The 14742-nt window shown below is 66.7% G+C and carries 13 protein-coding genes; 5 read left to right on the top strand and 8 right to left on the bottom strand.

What is annotated here, in order from left to right; all coding sequences use genetic code 11:
• Nucleotides 1-52: 52 nt before the first annotated feature.
• The 7 genes from htpG to FLL57_RS22840 all read right to left on the bottom strand — a co-directional run bounded on the left by htpG (nucleotide 53) and on the right by FLL57_RS22840 (nucleotide 7095).
• Nucleotides 53-1939, bottom strand: coding sequence for a molecular chaperone HtpG (gene htpG / locus FLL57_RS22870; RefSeq protein WP_013504633.1), 1887 nt, complete (start codon nucleotides 1937-1939; stop codon nucleotides 53-55).
• 88 nt (nucleotides 1940-2027) lie between these two features.
• Nucleotides 2028-3407 carry a sensor histidine kinase gene (locus FLL57_RS22865; RefSeq protein WP_013504634.1) on the bottom strand — a complete coding sequence of 460 codons (1380 nt, stop codon included), beginning with the start codon at nucleotides 3405-3407 and terminating at the stop codon, nucleotides 2028-2030.
• Nucleotides 3404-4069: a response regulator transcription factor gene (locus tag FLL57_RS22860; protein ID WP_013504635.1), complete on the bottom strand. Its 666-nt coding sequence runs from the start codon at nucleotides 4067-4069 to the stop codon at nucleotides 3404-3406. The genes FLL57_RS22865 and FLL57_RS22860 overlap by 4 nt, the downstream gene beginning before the upstream one ends.
• On the bottom strand, nucleotides 4069-4356 hold the full coding sequence (locus tag FLL57_RS22855; RefSeq protein ID WP_433962624.1) for a PepSY domain-containing protein: 288 nt from the start codon (nucleotides 4354-4356) through the stop codon (nucleotides 4069-4071). Before FLL57_RS22855 ends, FLL57_RS22860 begins: the two co-directional genes overlap by 1 nt.
• A 135-nt stretch (nucleotides 4357-4491) precedes the next feature.
• On the bottom strand, nucleotides 4492-4800 hold the full coding sequence (locus FLL57_RS22850) for a hypothetical protein (protein WP_013504637.1): 309 nt from the start codon (nucleotides 4798-4800) through the stop codon (nucleotides 4492-4494).
• Nucleotides 4801-4983: 183 nt separating this feature from the next.
• Nucleotides 4984-6108 (bottom strand): S-methyl-5-thioribose-1-phosphate isomerase, encoded by a 1125-nt coding sequence (gene mtnA, locus FLL57_RS22845; protein ID WP_142884095.1) that lies wholly within the window; start codon nucleotides 6106-6108, stop codon nucleotides 4984-4986.
• Nucleotides 6109-6219: 111 nt separating this feature from the next.
• Nucleotides 6220-7095 carry an S-methyl-5'-thioadenosine phosphorylase gene (locus FLL57_RS22840; protein ID WP_047309331.1) on the bottom strand — a complete coding sequence of 292 codons (876 nt, stop codon included), beginning with the start codon at nucleotides 7093-7095 and terminating at the stop codon, nucleotides 6220-6222.
• A gap of 287 nt (nucleotides 7096-7382) precedes the next feature.
• Here FLL57_RS22840 and FLL57_RS22835 point away from each other — a divergent pair, with 287 nt between their 5' ends.
• The 4 genes from FLL57_RS22835 (at nucleotide 7383) to FLL57_RS22820 (ending at nucleotide 12576) form a co-directional block, all read left to right on the top strand.
• Nucleotides 7383-8525: an iron-containing alcohol dehydrogenase gene (locus FLL57_RS22835; protein ID WP_185966171.1), complete on the top strand. Its 1143-nt coding sequence runs from the start codon at nucleotides 7383-7385 to the stop codon at nucleotides 8523-8525.
• An 80-nt stretch (nucleotides 8526-8605) separates the two neighbouring features.
• Nucleotides 8606-10156, top strand: coding sequence for an AMP-binding protein (locus tag FLL57_RS22830; RefSeq protein WP_142884093.1), 1551 nt, complete (start codon nucleotides 8606-8608; stop codon nucleotides 10154-10156).
• Between the two features lie 254 nt (nucleotides 10157-10410).
• Complete coding sequence (recQ, locus tag FLL57_RS22825; RefSeq protein ID WP_142884092.1) at nucleotides 10411-12267, top strand: DNA helicase RecQ; 1857 nt, start codon at nucleotides 10411-10413, stop codon at nucleotides 12265-12267.
• 81 nt (nucleotides 12268-12348) lie between these two features.
• Nucleotides 12349-12576, top strand: a complete 228-nt coding sequence (locus FLL57_RS22820; RefSeq protein ID WP_142884091.1) for an FmdB family zinc ribbon protein — start codon at nucleotides 12349-12351, stop codon at nucleotides 12574-12576.
• Nucleotides 12577-12600: 24 nt separating this feature from the next.
• Here the strand turns inward: FLL57_RS22820 and FLL57_RS22815 are convergent, their stop codons facing one another.
• Complete coding sequence (locus FLL57_RS22815) at nucleotides 12601-12894, bottom strand: DUF3551 domain-containing protein (protein ID WP_142884090.1); 294 nt, start codon at nucleotides 12892-12894, stop codon at nucleotides 12601-12603.
• Nucleotides 12895-13135: 241 nt separating this feature from the next.
• Between FLL57_RS22815 and FLL57_RS22810 the strand changes: the two genes are divergently transcribed.
• Nucleotides 13136-14722 carry an AMP-binding protein gene (locus tag FLL57_RS22810; RefSeq protein ID WP_142884089.1) on the top strand — a complete coding sequence of 529 codons (1587 nt, stop codon included), beginning with the start codon at nucleotides 13136-13138 and terminating at the stop codon, nucleotides 14720-14722.
• Nucleotides 14723-14742: the final 20 nt, after the last annotated feature.

Genomic DNA, 14742 nt, shown 5'->3' with positions numbered 1-14742 from the left:
AGAATGCGCGCCATGGATTAAAAAAACGGTAACCGTGTTTGTTAGCTAGCCGCTAACCATGCGCAACCACGCCGCGCAGCACCAGCCGGTTGAGCCGGCCGGCGAAGGCGGCGGGGTCTTCGGGCAGTTCACCGTCGAGAATCTGCGCCTGCTCCAGCAGCAGGAACGACAGATCGGCCGCTTCGGCCTTGTCGTCCTTGGCCCTACCGAGCGCCGCAACCAGCGGATGCTTCAGATTGATTTCGAGCACCGGCTTGGTGGCGGCGCCCTTGTTGGCGCGCGCCAGCATCTTCTCGAGTTCGCGGTCCGGCCCCATGCCGCCCGCGACCAGACAGGAGGCGCTGGACGTCAGCCGCTGCGACGCCTTGACGTCGGAGACGCGATCGCCGAGCGCGTCCTTGATCACCGCGATCACGGTCGCCTCGTCGGCCTTGGTGTCGTCGCTGCCGTCCTTGTCCTGGTCCTGATCGAGCTTCGGAATCAGATCGAAATTGACGTCGCCCTGGCTCAGCGACTTCAGCGGCTTGCCGCCGAAATCGAGCTGCGCCGAGGTCCAGAACGCATCGACCGGATCGGTCAGCAGCAGCACTTCGACGCCCCGCGCCGCGGCGGATTCCAGCTTCGGGTTGGATTTCAACCGCTCGAGCGAGTCGCCGACCAGATAATAGATCTCGGTCTGGTTCTCCTTCATCGCCTCGACATACTGCTTCAGCGACCGCTTCTCGCCGGCCGTGGTGGTGAAGCGGGCCAGCGACAGCAGCTTCTCGCGGCGCTCGAAGTCCTCGTACAGGCCTTCCTTCAGCACCGGCCCGAACGCGTCCCAGATCTTGGCGAAGTCCTCCGGCTTCTTGTCGGCGAGGCTTTCCAGCTCGCCGATCACCTTGCCGGTCACCGCACTGCGGATCTGCGCGAGCTGCGGATTCTTCTGCAGCATCTCGCGCGACAGATTGAGCGGCAGATCCTCCGAATCGATCACCCCGCGCAGGAAGCGCAGATAGGGCGGCAGCATCTCGGCTTCCGAGGTGATGAAGACGCGGCGGACGTAGAGCTTGATCCTGCCCTTGCGCTCCGGCTCGAACAGGTCGAACGGCTTGGTCGACGGCGCGAATAGCAGCACCGCATAGGACTGCCGGCCCTCGGCGCGATAATGCAGCGTCATCGCCGGCTCGTCGAACGCGCCCGCGATCTGCTTGTAGGCCTGCTTGTAATCGTCCTCGCTCAGCTCCGACTTCGAGCGCTGCCAAAGCGCGCTGGCCGAATTGATCTGGCGCGGCTCGCCTTCCTCCGGCACCAACAGAATCGGGAACTGGATGTTGTCGGAGTATTCGGTGACGATCCGCTCGATCTGCCAGTCTTCGAGATATTTCGAGGCGTCGGGCTTCAGATGCAGCACGATCTCGGTGCCGCGCTCGATCCGCGCCGCATCCTCGTCGGAGGCCCGGCCGATCTCGAACCCGGCGCCGCCCGCGGACGTCCAAGTCCAGACGTCGTCCGATCCGGCGCGGCGGCTGGTGACGGTGATCTTGTCCGCCACCATGAAGGCGGCATAGAAGCCGACGCCGAACTGGCCGATCAGGCCGGCGCTGTCCTTGGATTCGGTGAGCTTGGAAATGAACGATTTGGTGCCGGACTTGGCGATGGTGCCGAGGTTGTCGATCAGCTCCTGGCGATCCATGCCGATGCCGTTGTCGACGATCGTCAGGGTGTCGGGCGCCTTCTTCGGAATGATCCGGATGTTCGGTTCGCCGCCCTTCTCCATCAGCTCGGGCTTTGCGATCGACTCGTAGCGCAGCTTGTCGAGCGCGTCGGAGGCGTTGGAGATCAGCTCGCGCAGGAAGATATCGGTCTCTGAATAGACCGAGTGCACCATCAGGTTCAAAAGCTCGGCAACTTCGGCCTGGAACGGCTTCGTCTCGCTGGCGGTATCAGTCATGGTCATGGCGAATGTCGCTGGTCCTGCAGAAGGAATGTGAGGGAAAGCCGGGATATAGCGCGCGGCCGGGCGATGGCAAGGTGGCGGCGCCGGTTCAGAACCGGCCCGGCCCGGCCGAGGCCACCGCGGCGCAGCAACAGGCCTTGAGGCCGCCAAGCTCGGAACGCGACAGCCGCAGGCTCCAGCCATAGGCGTCGAGCACGTCCTGGACGATCGCCAGCCCCAGCCCTGCGCCCTCGCCGCGCTGGTCGAGCCGGATGCCGCGCGACAGCACCTCGGTGCGCGCCGCTTCATCCAAGCCCTCGCCATCGTCCTCGATCACGATGCAGAACTCGTCGGCATCGCAGGCGGTACCGATCCGAACCAGCGACTTGCCGTGGCGAGTGGCATTGTCGAGCAGATTGCCGAGCACCTCGGCGAGGTCGGTGCGCTCGATCGGCACCGCCACATAGTCGGCGACCTCGATTCCGTAGGCGATCGAACGGCCCGCGGGCGTGCGCGACTGGATCGTCACCAGCGATCTTACCAACGGCAGCAGTTCCACCGCGACGCTTTCGCCGCGCCGGGCGGCGCCGCGCAGCCTGGCCCGCGCCAGCTCGCGGTCGACGTGCCGGCTCATCGCCGCGCCGACCGCCTCGATGTCGCGGGCGAGCTTGTCCTCGCCGCGCTCGCGCAGCCGCGCCGCATCGCCGGCGAGCGCCGCGAGCGGCGTCTTCAGGCCGTGGGCCAGATCGGCGGCGCGGTCGCGGGAGCGTTCGATCTCGCGCGCCTGCGCGTCCAGCAGCGCGTTGACCTCCTCCACCAGCGGCCTCACCTCGTCCGGCACCGCCTCTGGCAGACGGCGGCTGCGGCCGGAGCGGATCGCAGCGACGTCACGGCGCAAGGCCACGAGAGGCCGCAGCCCCAGCATCACCTGCACGGAAGTCGCGACAGCGAGGACCACCCCGAGGAGTCCAAGCGCGACCACCAGATCCCGTGCGAAAGCCTGACCGGCTGCCTCGACCCGCGTCAGGTCGACCGCCACGGCGGCGCGAATCGGAACGCTCTTGCCGGCAACAGTGAGCAGAACCCGTCGTTCGACGATCGACAGCCGGGCCCCGAACGGCCCGGCGATGTCGTGATGATGCACCTCGGCGGGCCCGGGCTGATCGATCGGCACCGTCAGCCGGTCGTCCCATAGCGAGCGCGAGCGCACGAGCTGATCGCCGTCGTCGCCGACCTGCCAGTACAGCCCCGACAGCGGTTCGGAAAACCGCGGATCGGTCGGCGGTTGCACCACCGCAAGCCGGCCGTCGGGCCCGGCCTCGACACCGGCGATCAATTGCTTCAGCGACACTTCCAGATCGTCCGCGATGGTGCGGGTGACGTGGCGCTCGAACAGGAATGTCAGCGCCAAGCCGGCGACGCTGAGCGCGATCAGGATCGCCGCGGCACCGCCGGCGATCAGCCGCAGCCGCAGCGAGCTGTGCCTCATGAACGCTCGTCCGCCACGATGTAGCCGAAGCCGCGACGGGTCTCGATCAGGTCGACCCCGATCTTGCGGCGAACGCGGCCCACCAGCACCTCGATGGCGTTGGAATCGTGGGCGTCGTCCTGGCCGTAGATGTTCTCGGCCAGCTCGAACTGCGACACCACCCGGCCGCGATGCAGCACCAGGTAGGATGCGAGCCGGTACTCCAGTGGCGACAGCGCCACCGGCTTGCCGCGGACGCTGACCTGCATCTGGCGCTCGTCGAGCGTGACATCGCCGATGCTGACGACCGACGACGCGTGGCCGGCCGACCGCCGCACGATCGAGCGCAGCCGCGCCAGCAGCTCCTCCATCTGGAAAGGCTTCGGCAGGTAATCGTCGGCACCGGCATCGATGCCGTCGACCCGTTCGGCCCAGCTTCCGCGCGCGGTGAGGATCAGCACCGGGGTGAGGCGTCCGTTGTCGCGCCAGCGCTTCAGGATGGTGAGGCCGTCGAGGCCCGGCAGGCCGAGGTCGAGGATGATGGCGGCATAGTCCTCGGTGTCACCGCGAAACCACGCCTCCTCGCCGTCGCCGACGATTTCAGCGAGGTAGCCGGCCTCGCCGAGGCCGCGCCCCAGCTCCGACGCGATCCGGCTGTCGTCCTCGACCACCAGCACCCGCATCATTTCTCCTTGGTGCGACGGATCTCGCCACTGCGCCCATCGACATAGACCTCGTACAGCCGGCCCCGCTTGTCGACCACCACGAATTCGTACAGCCATTGATCGTGGCGCCGCTCGATCTCGACGCCGGTGATCTCGCCGGGGAGTTTGCCGCGAATCATGCCGAGCAACTCGGCCAGCGGGCGGATTTCGCCACGCTCGACGGCGAGGCGGGCTTCGTCATGATCTTGGCGGCGGTCGTGGTGATGATGATCGTGGTCGTGCGCCGCGACGGGCGCGGCCGACATCAGCACGGCGGCGGCGACCAGCCCGAACCAGACGATAACAATGCGTGCCATCGCTCTCCGACCGGCCAGCTCCAACAGCGCGAAGTCTGCGCCAGGCCCGCTGACGGCTCGCTGACAACGATCAATCCGGGCGCGCTATCCGTTGCCGCGCGAAAACAGCGGCCGCAGCACCCCTGCGACCAGGCCGGCCGCGATCAGCAGGCCGACCACCGGGATCCACAGCAGAAACGCCCCGAGCAGCAACACCAGAACCACGGCAATCACCGCGCCGATCGCCAGCGCCATCAGGAACAGGCCGAGCGGACCGACCTTGCCGACAAAGACGTGCTCGGTGGTGTTCTGGTCGATGAAAATCCGCGTCCCCATCGGATCATGGGTCTGTCCGGGCGGAATGATCTCCGGCTCATAGCGCGGCCGCTCCGGCGGCCTGGATTGATCGGTCATGATGCGAGTCCTTGGGGGGCGCGCGGCTCGGCTCCGGCGCGAATCCAGCATAGCTACAAAGGTGGCGAGCGCGAGAGCGTTTCCACAGGGGTTACGCGGCGATCGGCCGCGCGACACGCTGTTTCGACTCAGCAATACCGCCGATGCCGTGCTCAGCGGCCGAACCGCCGCTGCCAAACGAACTCAGGACGCGCGCAGGAGTTCCTTGGCCTGGGCCACCCGCTCCGGAAAGGCCGCGGCCAGCGCGGCGCGATCGGCTTTCAGCACGCCGCGCTCGGTGATCAGGCCGGTAACGAGGCGTGCCGGGGTGACGTCGAAGCCGTAATTGGCGACCTTGGAGCTCTGCGGCACGATGCGCACCGTTTCGATCCGGCCATCGCTGGTACGGCCGGTCATGTCGGTGACCTCCGCGGCTTCGCGCTGCTCGATCGGGATTTCCTTCACGCCGTCGTGGATGGTGAAGTCGATCGTCGGCGATGGCAGCGCGACGTAGAATGGCACCTTGTTGTCGGCCGCCGCCAGCGCCTTCAGATAGGTACCGATCTTGTTGCAGACGTCGCCGTCGGCGGTAACGCGGTCGGTGCCGACGATGACGATGTCGACCAGGCCGTGCTGCATCAGATGGCCGCCGGTATTGTCCGGAATCACGGTGTGATCGACGCCGTGATGGCCGAGCTCCCAGGCGGTGAGCGAGGCGCCCTGGTTCCGCGGCCTCGTCTCGTCGGCGTACACATGGATCGGGATGCCGGCATCAAACGCCTGATAGATCGGCGCGGTCGCGGTGCCCCAATCCACCGTGGCGAGCCAGCCGGCGTTGCAATGGGTCAGCACATTGACGCGCTCGCCGGGCTTCTTGGTCGCCGCAATCGCTTCGATCAGCTTCAGGCCGCTGGCGCCGATCGCCTGATTGATCGCGACGTCTTCATCGGCAATCTCGCCGGCGCGCCAATAGGCCGCCGCGACGCGGTCCACCGGCGGCACCGGGGCGAGCGCACGGCGCATCTCGTCGAGCGCCCATTTCAGATTGATGGCGGTCGGCCTGGTCGCGACCAGCTTCCGATAGGCGGCTTCGAGCCCGGCGTCGGAGGCATCCTCACGCATTGCCAGCGCCATGCCGTAGGCTGCGGTCGCGCCGATCAGCGGCGCGCCGCGCACCAGCATGGTGCGGATCGCATCTGCCGCCTCATCGGAGCTGGTCAGCTTCACCACGACGTAGTCGTGCGGCAGCCGGCGCTGATCGATGGTGCCGACGGTCCAGCCATCGGCTTCGAGCCAGATCGTACGGGTATGCTTGCCGTCGACTTTCATGGTGCCTCGCTGAGATCGAATCGGTCATTGCGAACGAAGCGAAGCAGTCCAGAAGTCCACACGCCAAGCACTGGATTGCTTCGTCGCTTCCGCTCCTCGCAATGACGAGGTTTACGCCTTCAAAACCCGCCCGGCCACCGCGTCGAGTTTCTTCAGCAGTTCCGGATCGCGCGCTTCGGGGGCGGTGATGAAGGCGGCATCGAGGGCGCGGTCGGAGCCGATCGGGCACTCCTCGTGCTCGCGCGGGAAGTCCTGTGCCAGCCGCGCCACCAGGCTCTTGGCCTTCTCGGCATTGGAGGTCAGAACGCGGACGATGTCCTGCACCGTCACCGCGTCGTGGTCCGGGTGCCAGCAGTCGAAATCGGTGACCATCGCCACCGTCGCGTAGCAAATTTCCGCCTCACGGGCGAGCTTGGCCTCCGGCATGTTGGTCATGCCGATCACCGAATAGCCGAGCTGCTTGTAGGTCATACTCTCCGCATAGCTGGAGAACTGCGGCCCTTCCATGCACAGGTAGGTACCGCCGCGTGCCACCGAAATGCCCTCAGCCTCGGCGGCCGCGGCGAGGTGGATGCGGAGCCGCGGCGAAACCGGATGCGCCATCGAGACGTGGGCGACGCAGCCTTTACCGAAGAACGAGCTTTCGCGCTTGTAGGTGCGGTCGACGAACTGATCGACCAGAACGAAGGTGCCGGGCGGCAGCTCTTCCTTGAACGAGCCGCAGGCCGACAGCGAGATCAGGTCGGTGACCCCGGCGCGCTTCAGCACGTCGATATTGGCGCGGTAGTTGATGTCGGAGGGCGACAGCCGATGCCCCTTGTCGTGGCGCGGCATGAACACGATCGGCAGACCTGCGATATTGCCGCGCCGCACCGCGGAGGACGGCTCGCCCCACGGGCTCGCGATCGCTTCCTCGCGGACGTCCTCCAGCCCCGGTAAATCGTAGATTCCGGAGCCGCCGATAATGCCGAGCACGGCCTTAGTCATGGATTGTCTCCCCGACGACAGCGTTTTCGCGCGAGATGGTCACCGGTTCGCGTGAAGAAAACGCGTCACAACAAAATCTGCCGCCGCATTCAACATGCGGGCGGGGCAGCGACAACCCCCTTCGGGGGCGGATCAGCCAAACGTCTTATCTTACCGCGCCGGCGGCCACGACATCGGACGCCGACTGATCGCCGCCGCGACGAATTTTCCTGTTCCCGAACCTACGACGATCGGATTAGGATCATCGCTAAGGCCACGCAAAAGCGGCCAACCGGGAGTGAAACAACGTGATGACTGGACGCGTCGTGTTCGGCGCCATGGAGGAGGTCGTCTACGGCCAGCCGGCTGCGACCGCTGTCACCGAACAGCTCGACCGGATCGGCGCGCAGCGCGCGCTGCTGATGGTGTCGGGCACGCTGAGCCGCACCACCGACGAAATCGCAAAGATCAGGGATGCGCTCGGCAGCCGCTGTGCCGGGGTGTTCGACGCGATGCCGGCGCACACGCCGCGCAGCGCGGTAATCGCCGCCGCCGGACAGGCCCGCACCGTCCAGGCCGACATCATCGTGACCGTCGGCGGCGGCTCGATCACCGACGGCGCCAAGGCGGTGCAGATCTTCCTCGCCAACGACATCACCAGCACCGCCGACATCGACCGCGTCCGCAACGTCACCGCGCCGATCGCCCCGACCGTGCGGCAGATCAGCGTGCCCACCACGATCTCCGGCGGCGAGTTCAGCGCGTTCGCCGGCGTCACCAACGAAACCACCAGGGTCAAGGAGAAGCTGGCGCATCCGCTGACGATGCCGCGCGCCGCGATCCTCGATCCGGCCATCACCCTGCACACGCCGGAATGGCTGTTTCTGTCGACCGGCATCCGCGCCGTCGATCACTGCGTCGAAGCGATCTGCTCGCGCGAAGCCCACCCCTATGGCGACGCCCAGGCGCTGCGCGGCCTTGCGATGCTGGCGACGGGGCTGCCGCGGGTGAAGGCCGAACCGACCGATCTCGACGCCCGGCTCGACTGTCAGATCGGCGCCTGGCTGTCGATGGGGGCACTGTCGTCGGGCGTGCCGATGGGCGCCAGCCACGGCATCGGCTACGTGCTCGGCGCGGTGTTCGATGTGCCGCACGGCCACACCTCCTGCATCATGCTGCCCGCAGTGATGCGCTGGAACAGGATCGCCAACCGCGACCGTCAGGCGCTGGTCTCGGCCGCGATGGGCCACCCCGGCCAAGACGCCGGCGACGTGCTCGACGCGCTGATCCGCGTGCTCGGTATGCCGCGATCGTTGCAGGACGTGAATGTCGGCCCCGAGCATTTCGAGCGGATCGCCACCCAGGCGATGGGCACGCCGTGGGTGCCGCGCAATCCGCGCCCGATCGAGGGCCCCGCGCAGGTCCGCGAGATCCTGGAGCTGGCGGCGTGAGGATCATCACCATCGCCGTCATTGCGAGGAGCGAAGCGAAGCAATGACGGATGAATAGGCACTGAGGAACGAGGAGCACAATGTATCCCGGCCAGTTCGCGAAGACCCGTCCCGACCATCCCGCCTTCATCATGGCCTCGACCGGCGAGACCGTGAGCTATGCGGAGCTCGAAGCCCGCAGCAACCGTCTGGCGCATCTGCTGCGCAATCACGGCCTGCAACGGCTCGACCACTACTCGATCTTCATGGAGAACAACAATCGCTACATCGAGGCATGCGGCGCCGGCGAGCGCAGCGGCTGTTACTACACCTGCGTCAATTCCTATTTGACGCCGGCCGAGCTCGCCTACATCCTGACCAATAGCGAATCCCGCGCGCTGGTCACCTCGAAAGCCAAGCTCGACGTTGCCCGCGAGGCGCTGAAGGAATGCTCCAACGTCACGCTGTGCGTGGTCGTCGACGGCGACGGCGAGAGCGAGCGGATCGTCGGGCTCGCCGAAGCGACCAAGGATCTGCCGGACACGCCTATCGCCGACGAAAGCCTCGGCACCGCGATGCTGTATTCGTCCGGCACCACCGGCCGGCCGAAGGGCATCCTGCGGCCGCTGCCGGAGCAGCCGCCATCTGAACCGCTGCCGCTGTTCCACTTCCTCAACATGCTGTGGAAGTATCGCGACGGCATGATCTACCTGTCGCCGGCGCCGCTGTATCACTCGGCGCCGCAGGCGGCGGTCGGCCTCACCATCCGGGTCGGCGGCACCGTGATCATCATGGAGCATTTCGATCCGGAGCAGTATCTGGCGCTGATCGAGAAGTACAAGGTGACGCACAGCCAACTCGTGCCGACGATGTTCTCGCGGATGCTGAAGCTGCCCGAGGAGGTCCGCAAGAAATACGACCTGTCGACCCTCGAGGTCGCGATCCACGCAGCGGCGCCCTGCCCGCCGCAGGTCAAGGAACAGATGATCGAATGGTGGGGGCCGATCATCCACGAATATTACGGCGCCACCGAAGGCCTCGGCTTCACCGCCTGCAACAGCGCCGAATGGCTGGCGCATCGCGGCACCGTCGGCAAGGTGATGTTCGGCGACCTGCACATTCTCGACGACGGCATGAAGCCGTGCCCGAAAGGCACGCCCGGCCAGATCTGGTTCAAGACCGCGACGCCGTTCGAATATTTCAACGATCCGAAGAAGACCCAGGAGGCCCGCTCCGACGACGGCAGCATGAGCACGGTCGGCGATGTCGGCTATGTCGACGACGACGGCTATCTGCACCTCACCGATCGCGCCACCTTCATGATCATCTCCGGCGGCGTGAACATCTATCCGCAGGAGTGCGAGAACCTCTTGATCACCCATCCCAAGGTGGCGGACGCCGCAGTGTTCGGCGTGCCGAACGAGGATCTCGGCGAAGAGGTGAAAGCGGTGGTGCAGCCGGTCGAGGGCGTCGCCGCCGGTGCCGAGCTGGAGCAGGAACTGCTGGCGTTCTGCGCCCAGTCGCTGTCGCGCCAGAAGGTGCCGCGCTCGATCGATTTCACCGACGAAATGCCGCGCCTGCCCACCGGCAAACTCTACAAGCGCCTGCTGCGCGACAAATATTGGGGCAACAAGAACAGCCGGATCGTGTGAGGCGGAGCGGCGCGACCCTCCTCGTTTGAAGAACGCCGCGCCCACCAGACATCCTCGATCTCAGGCCGTCATTCCGGGGCGCAGGCGTAGCCTGCGAACCCGGAATCCCGAAATTGTGGGGCACCTCTTTGCCCTTGCACAGCGAGATTCCGGGTTCGCCGCTGCGCGGCGCCCCGGAATGACAGTGGTTCATGAGCCGAATCGGTCACGGTGGGGTATACGCATCGCATGTCCCTGCTCCCCCGCCCGCTCGCATGACCCGCTCCGCGCCTCGCGAAACCGACGACGACCTCGACGCCAGGATGCTGTCGACGCTGAACCATGTGTTCGGCCTGTCGTCGTTCCGCGGCCAGCAGGAGGCGATCGTGCGCCACGTCGCCGATGGCGGCGACGCGCTGGTGCTGATGCCGACCGGCGGCGGCAAGTCGCTGTGCTATCAGTTGCCAGCGCTGCTGCGCGACGGCTGCGGCGTGGTGGTGTCGCCGCTGATCGCGCTGATGCGCGATCAGGTCGCCGGCCTGCTGGAAAGCGGGGTGCGCGCCGCCGCACTGAACTCGACGCTGTCCTACGACGAAGCGAGCGCCATCGAGCAGCAATTGCTGAAAGGCGAACTCGACCTGCTCTATGTCGCCCCCGAACGACTGTTGACGCCGCGCTGCCTCGGCCTGCTGGCGCGGGCGAAGATCGCGCTGTTCGCGATCGACGAGGCGCATTGCGTGTCGCAATGGGGCCACGACTTCCGGCCCGAATATGTCGGCCTCTCGGCGATCGCCGAGAAATTTCCGAATGTTCCGCGGATCGCGCTGACCGCGACCGCCGATGCGTTGACCCGCCGCGAGATCGCCGAGCGGCTGGCGCTGACCGACGCCCCGTGCTTCGTCTCCAGCTTCGACCGGCCCAACATCCGCTACAGCATCGTCGACAAGCAGAACGCGCCGGCCCAGCTCAAGGCGTTCATCGACGATCGGCATCGCGGCCATTCAGGCGTGGTGTATTGCCTGTCGCGCGCCAAGGTCGAGGACATTGCCGAGACGCTGAGCAAGTCCGGCCTCACCGCGCTGCCGTATCACGCCGGCCTGCCGCCGGACGTGCGCGCGCGCAATCAGGATCGCTTCCTCAACGAGGACGGCATCGTGATCGTGGCCACGATCGCGTTCGGCATGGGCATCGACAAGCCGGACGTGCGGTTCGTCGCGCATCTCGATCTGCCCAAGAGCATCGAGGCGTACTACCAGGAGACCGGGCGCGCCGGCCGCGACGGCAAGCCGTCCGAGGCGTGGATGGCTTACGGGCTCAGCGACATCGTCCAGCAGCGCCGGATGATCGACGAGAGCAGCGGCTCCGACGCATTCAAGCGGGTCTCGATGGGCAAGCTCGATGCGCTGGTCGGCCTGTGCGAATCCACCGGCTGCCGCCGCACCCGGCTGCTCGGCTATTTCGGCGAGACGGCGCAGCACGAGAGCTGCGGCAATTGCGACAACTGCCTCACCCCGCCGAAGGTGATCGACGGCACCGTGCCGGCACAGAAGCTGTTGTCCTGCGCCTATCGCACCGGGCAGCGGTTCGGCGCACAGCACCTGATCGACGTGCTGCTCGGCCGGCTGACCGAACGGGTCGGCCAGTTCGGCCACGACAGGCTGTCGGTGTTCGGCATCGGCGGCGAATTCAATGAGAAGCAATGGCGCGCGGTGATCCGCCAACTGGTGTCGCTCGGCCACCTCGCGCCGGACAGCGAGGCATTCGGCGCGTTGAAGCTGACCGAGACCTCGCGTGCGGTGCTGAAGGGCGAAGCCCAGGTGATGCTGCGCGAACAGACCGGCGGGCGACCGCCGCGGGCCAGATCCCGCCGCGGCGATCTGCTCGGTGCGGCGCCGCGCGAAACCAGCGGCGATCCGGAGCTGTTCGCGGCGCTGAAGGCGTGGCGCTCCGAAGTGGCGAAGGCCCGCGGGGTCCCGGCCTATGTGGTGCTGCACGACGCCACCATGGATGGCATCGCGGCAGTGCGGCCGCGCACGCTCGACGAACTGCGCGGGATCCCGGGAATCGGCGACAAGAAGCTGGAGATTTACGGTGCCGCGCTGTTGGCCCTGATGGGGGGCGTGCAGCGGTAAGTCCGCTGGGGGCGCGGCCACCGGGCGAATGGTCCGATTCTTGCAAAGCCGGCATGCCAGACCAGCAGGAGGCGCCGCACTATGCCGCTTTATGGATTTCATTGTGGGAACTGCGACAAAGACAGCGAGCTGCTGGTCGGGTTCTCCGACAAGCCGCGCTGCCCGCACTGCGGCGCCCGCAACATGGAGCGGACGATTTCCCGCCCGGCGCCCCCCGGCAGGAGCAAAGGCCTGATCAGCGCCGCTCGCGCGCAGGCTGCGCGCGAGGGGCACTTTTCGAACTACAGCCGCAAGGAGCGCGGCGGCTGATCCCGCACGACTCGCCGGCGCCGATCAGTAGTCGGCCATGCCGTCGGACGGCGCGTAGCCATAGGCGTCGCCGAAGCCGCTGCCATAGCCGCCGCCCCAGGCGTTGTACCGCGGGTTCATCACGCAATTACCGCCGGTGCCTTGCGCCGAGAAGCGGCAGGACTGGAAGCTGACGAAGCTGCAGTTGCCGGGATAGCCCTGCTGTGCACCCTGCTTGCAGTAGGGATATTCGACCTGTGCCGCCGCGGGCTGCGCCGTCATCACCTGTGCTGCGCCGAGGGCGCCGATCGCGACGGCCGCCAGAGCCAAAGACTTCATCGTGGATCTCCCTTGCTGTTGACATGTCATCGTCTCGACATGTGCAGCCAACGGTGCGATGCGGCGAACGTTCCGGCATCGGCCCCCGATGCTTTGTCGCAGCCGTGCCCCCCCGAATTGCACGATGACGCCGGCGGTGGCACAAGGTTACCTCGACAACAACGAAGTGCGCACCGCCGCGGCCGATTGCCGCCGACCGGAAAGCGCGCAACCGCGCAACATGCGCAGCAGGGGGAGAACAATGCCACACCCAACCACCCCACCCGGCCTCGTGGGGCCGTTCGCCGGCATGGACGTGCCGTGGCTGCTGCGGCTCCAGGCTCAGACTCGCCCCGACCATCCGTTCATCATCTGGGCTCCGTTCGACGCACCAGCGCGGGCGTGGAGTTACGGAGAATTCCATGACCGGGTCGGGGCCCTGGCGGCCGGCCTCGCAGCGCGCGGGATCAAGCCCGGCGACGCGGTGCTGATCCACCTCGACAATTGCCCGGAGTTTCTGCTGAGCTGGTTCGCCTGCGTCGAACTCGGCGCGCTGGCGGTGACCACCAACACCCGCTCGGCAGCAGCCGAGATCGCTTACTTCGCCGACCATTGCGGCGCCGTCGCCGCGATCACCCAGCCGGCCTATGCGGCGCTCGTCGCCGACAACTGCACGCGACTGAAATGGATCGCGGTGATCGGACACGATCCGGGCACCGCAATCCCTGCACAGCCGGTCGCCAGGGCGGATTCGTTCGACAGCCTGTTCGGCGACAGCGCCGACCGGCCGCGCCGCCCGACCGATCCCTCAGCACCGTGCAGCGTGCAGTACACCTCGGGCACCACCTCGCGTCCGAAGGCGGTGCTGTGGACTCACGCCAATGCACTGTGGGGCGCCAAGATCAACGCCGCGCACCAGACCCTGCGCGCCAGCGACGTCCATCTCGCTTACCTGCCGCTGTTCCATACCAATGCGCTGGCCTATTCGATGCTCGCAAGCCTGTGGGTCGGCGGGAGCTGCGTGGTGCAGCCACGATTTTCGGCGAGCCGATTCTGGAGCGTGGCGACCGCACACCGCTGCACCTGGCTATCGACCATCCCGTTCTGCATGAAGGCGCTGCTCGAGCACGAAATGCCGAAGACGCACGACTTCCGGCTGTGGGGCACCGCGGTGGCGGAACCACCGCCGTTCGCCGGATTCGGCATCAAGATCATCGGCTGGTGGGGCATGACCGAAACGATCACCCACGGCATCATCGCCGAGGTCGACCAGCCCAACACACCGATGTCGATCGGTCGCGCCGCACCCGAATACACGATTCGCATCGTCGGCGACGACGGCGCCCCGACCAAGGTCGGCGACACCGGCAATCTGCTGATCAAAGGCGAACCGGGGCTGTCGCTGTTCAAGGAGTATCTCCACAACGAGACGGCGACGCGCGACAGCTTCGACGAGCACGGCTACTTCATCACCGGCGACCGCGTCACGCTGCTGGAGCACGGCGCGATCCGGTTCGGCGATCGCGCCAAGGACATGCTGAAGGTCGGCGGCGAGAACGTCGCGGCCTCGGAGATCGAGCAGGTGGTAATCACCGTGCCGGGCGTGCGTGAAGCGGCCGTCGTGGCCAAGAAGCACCCGATGCTCGACGAGGTGCCGGTGGTATTCGTGATCCCGCAAGGCGGCGTCGCCGCTGCGCCGCCGGATTTCGCCGACCGCATCACGGCGGCCTGCACCGCGGCCCTCGCGGACTTCAAGCGACCGCGCGAGGTCCGATTGGTCGACGACATGCCGCGCTCGACGCTGGAGAAGGTGGCGAAAGCAGAGCTCCGCAAGATGCTGGCGAACTAATCATCCCCTCGGTTCATTCC

It is taken from the genome of Rhodopseudomonas palustris, assembly GCF_007005445.1.
In the GTDB taxonomy this organism is placed as follows: Bacteria; Pseudomonadota; Alphaproteobacteria; order Rhizobiales; family Xanthobacteraceae; genus Rhodopseudomonas; species Rhodopseudomonas palustris_G.
This window is presented reverse-complemented; position numbering and strand designations above follow the sequence as displayed.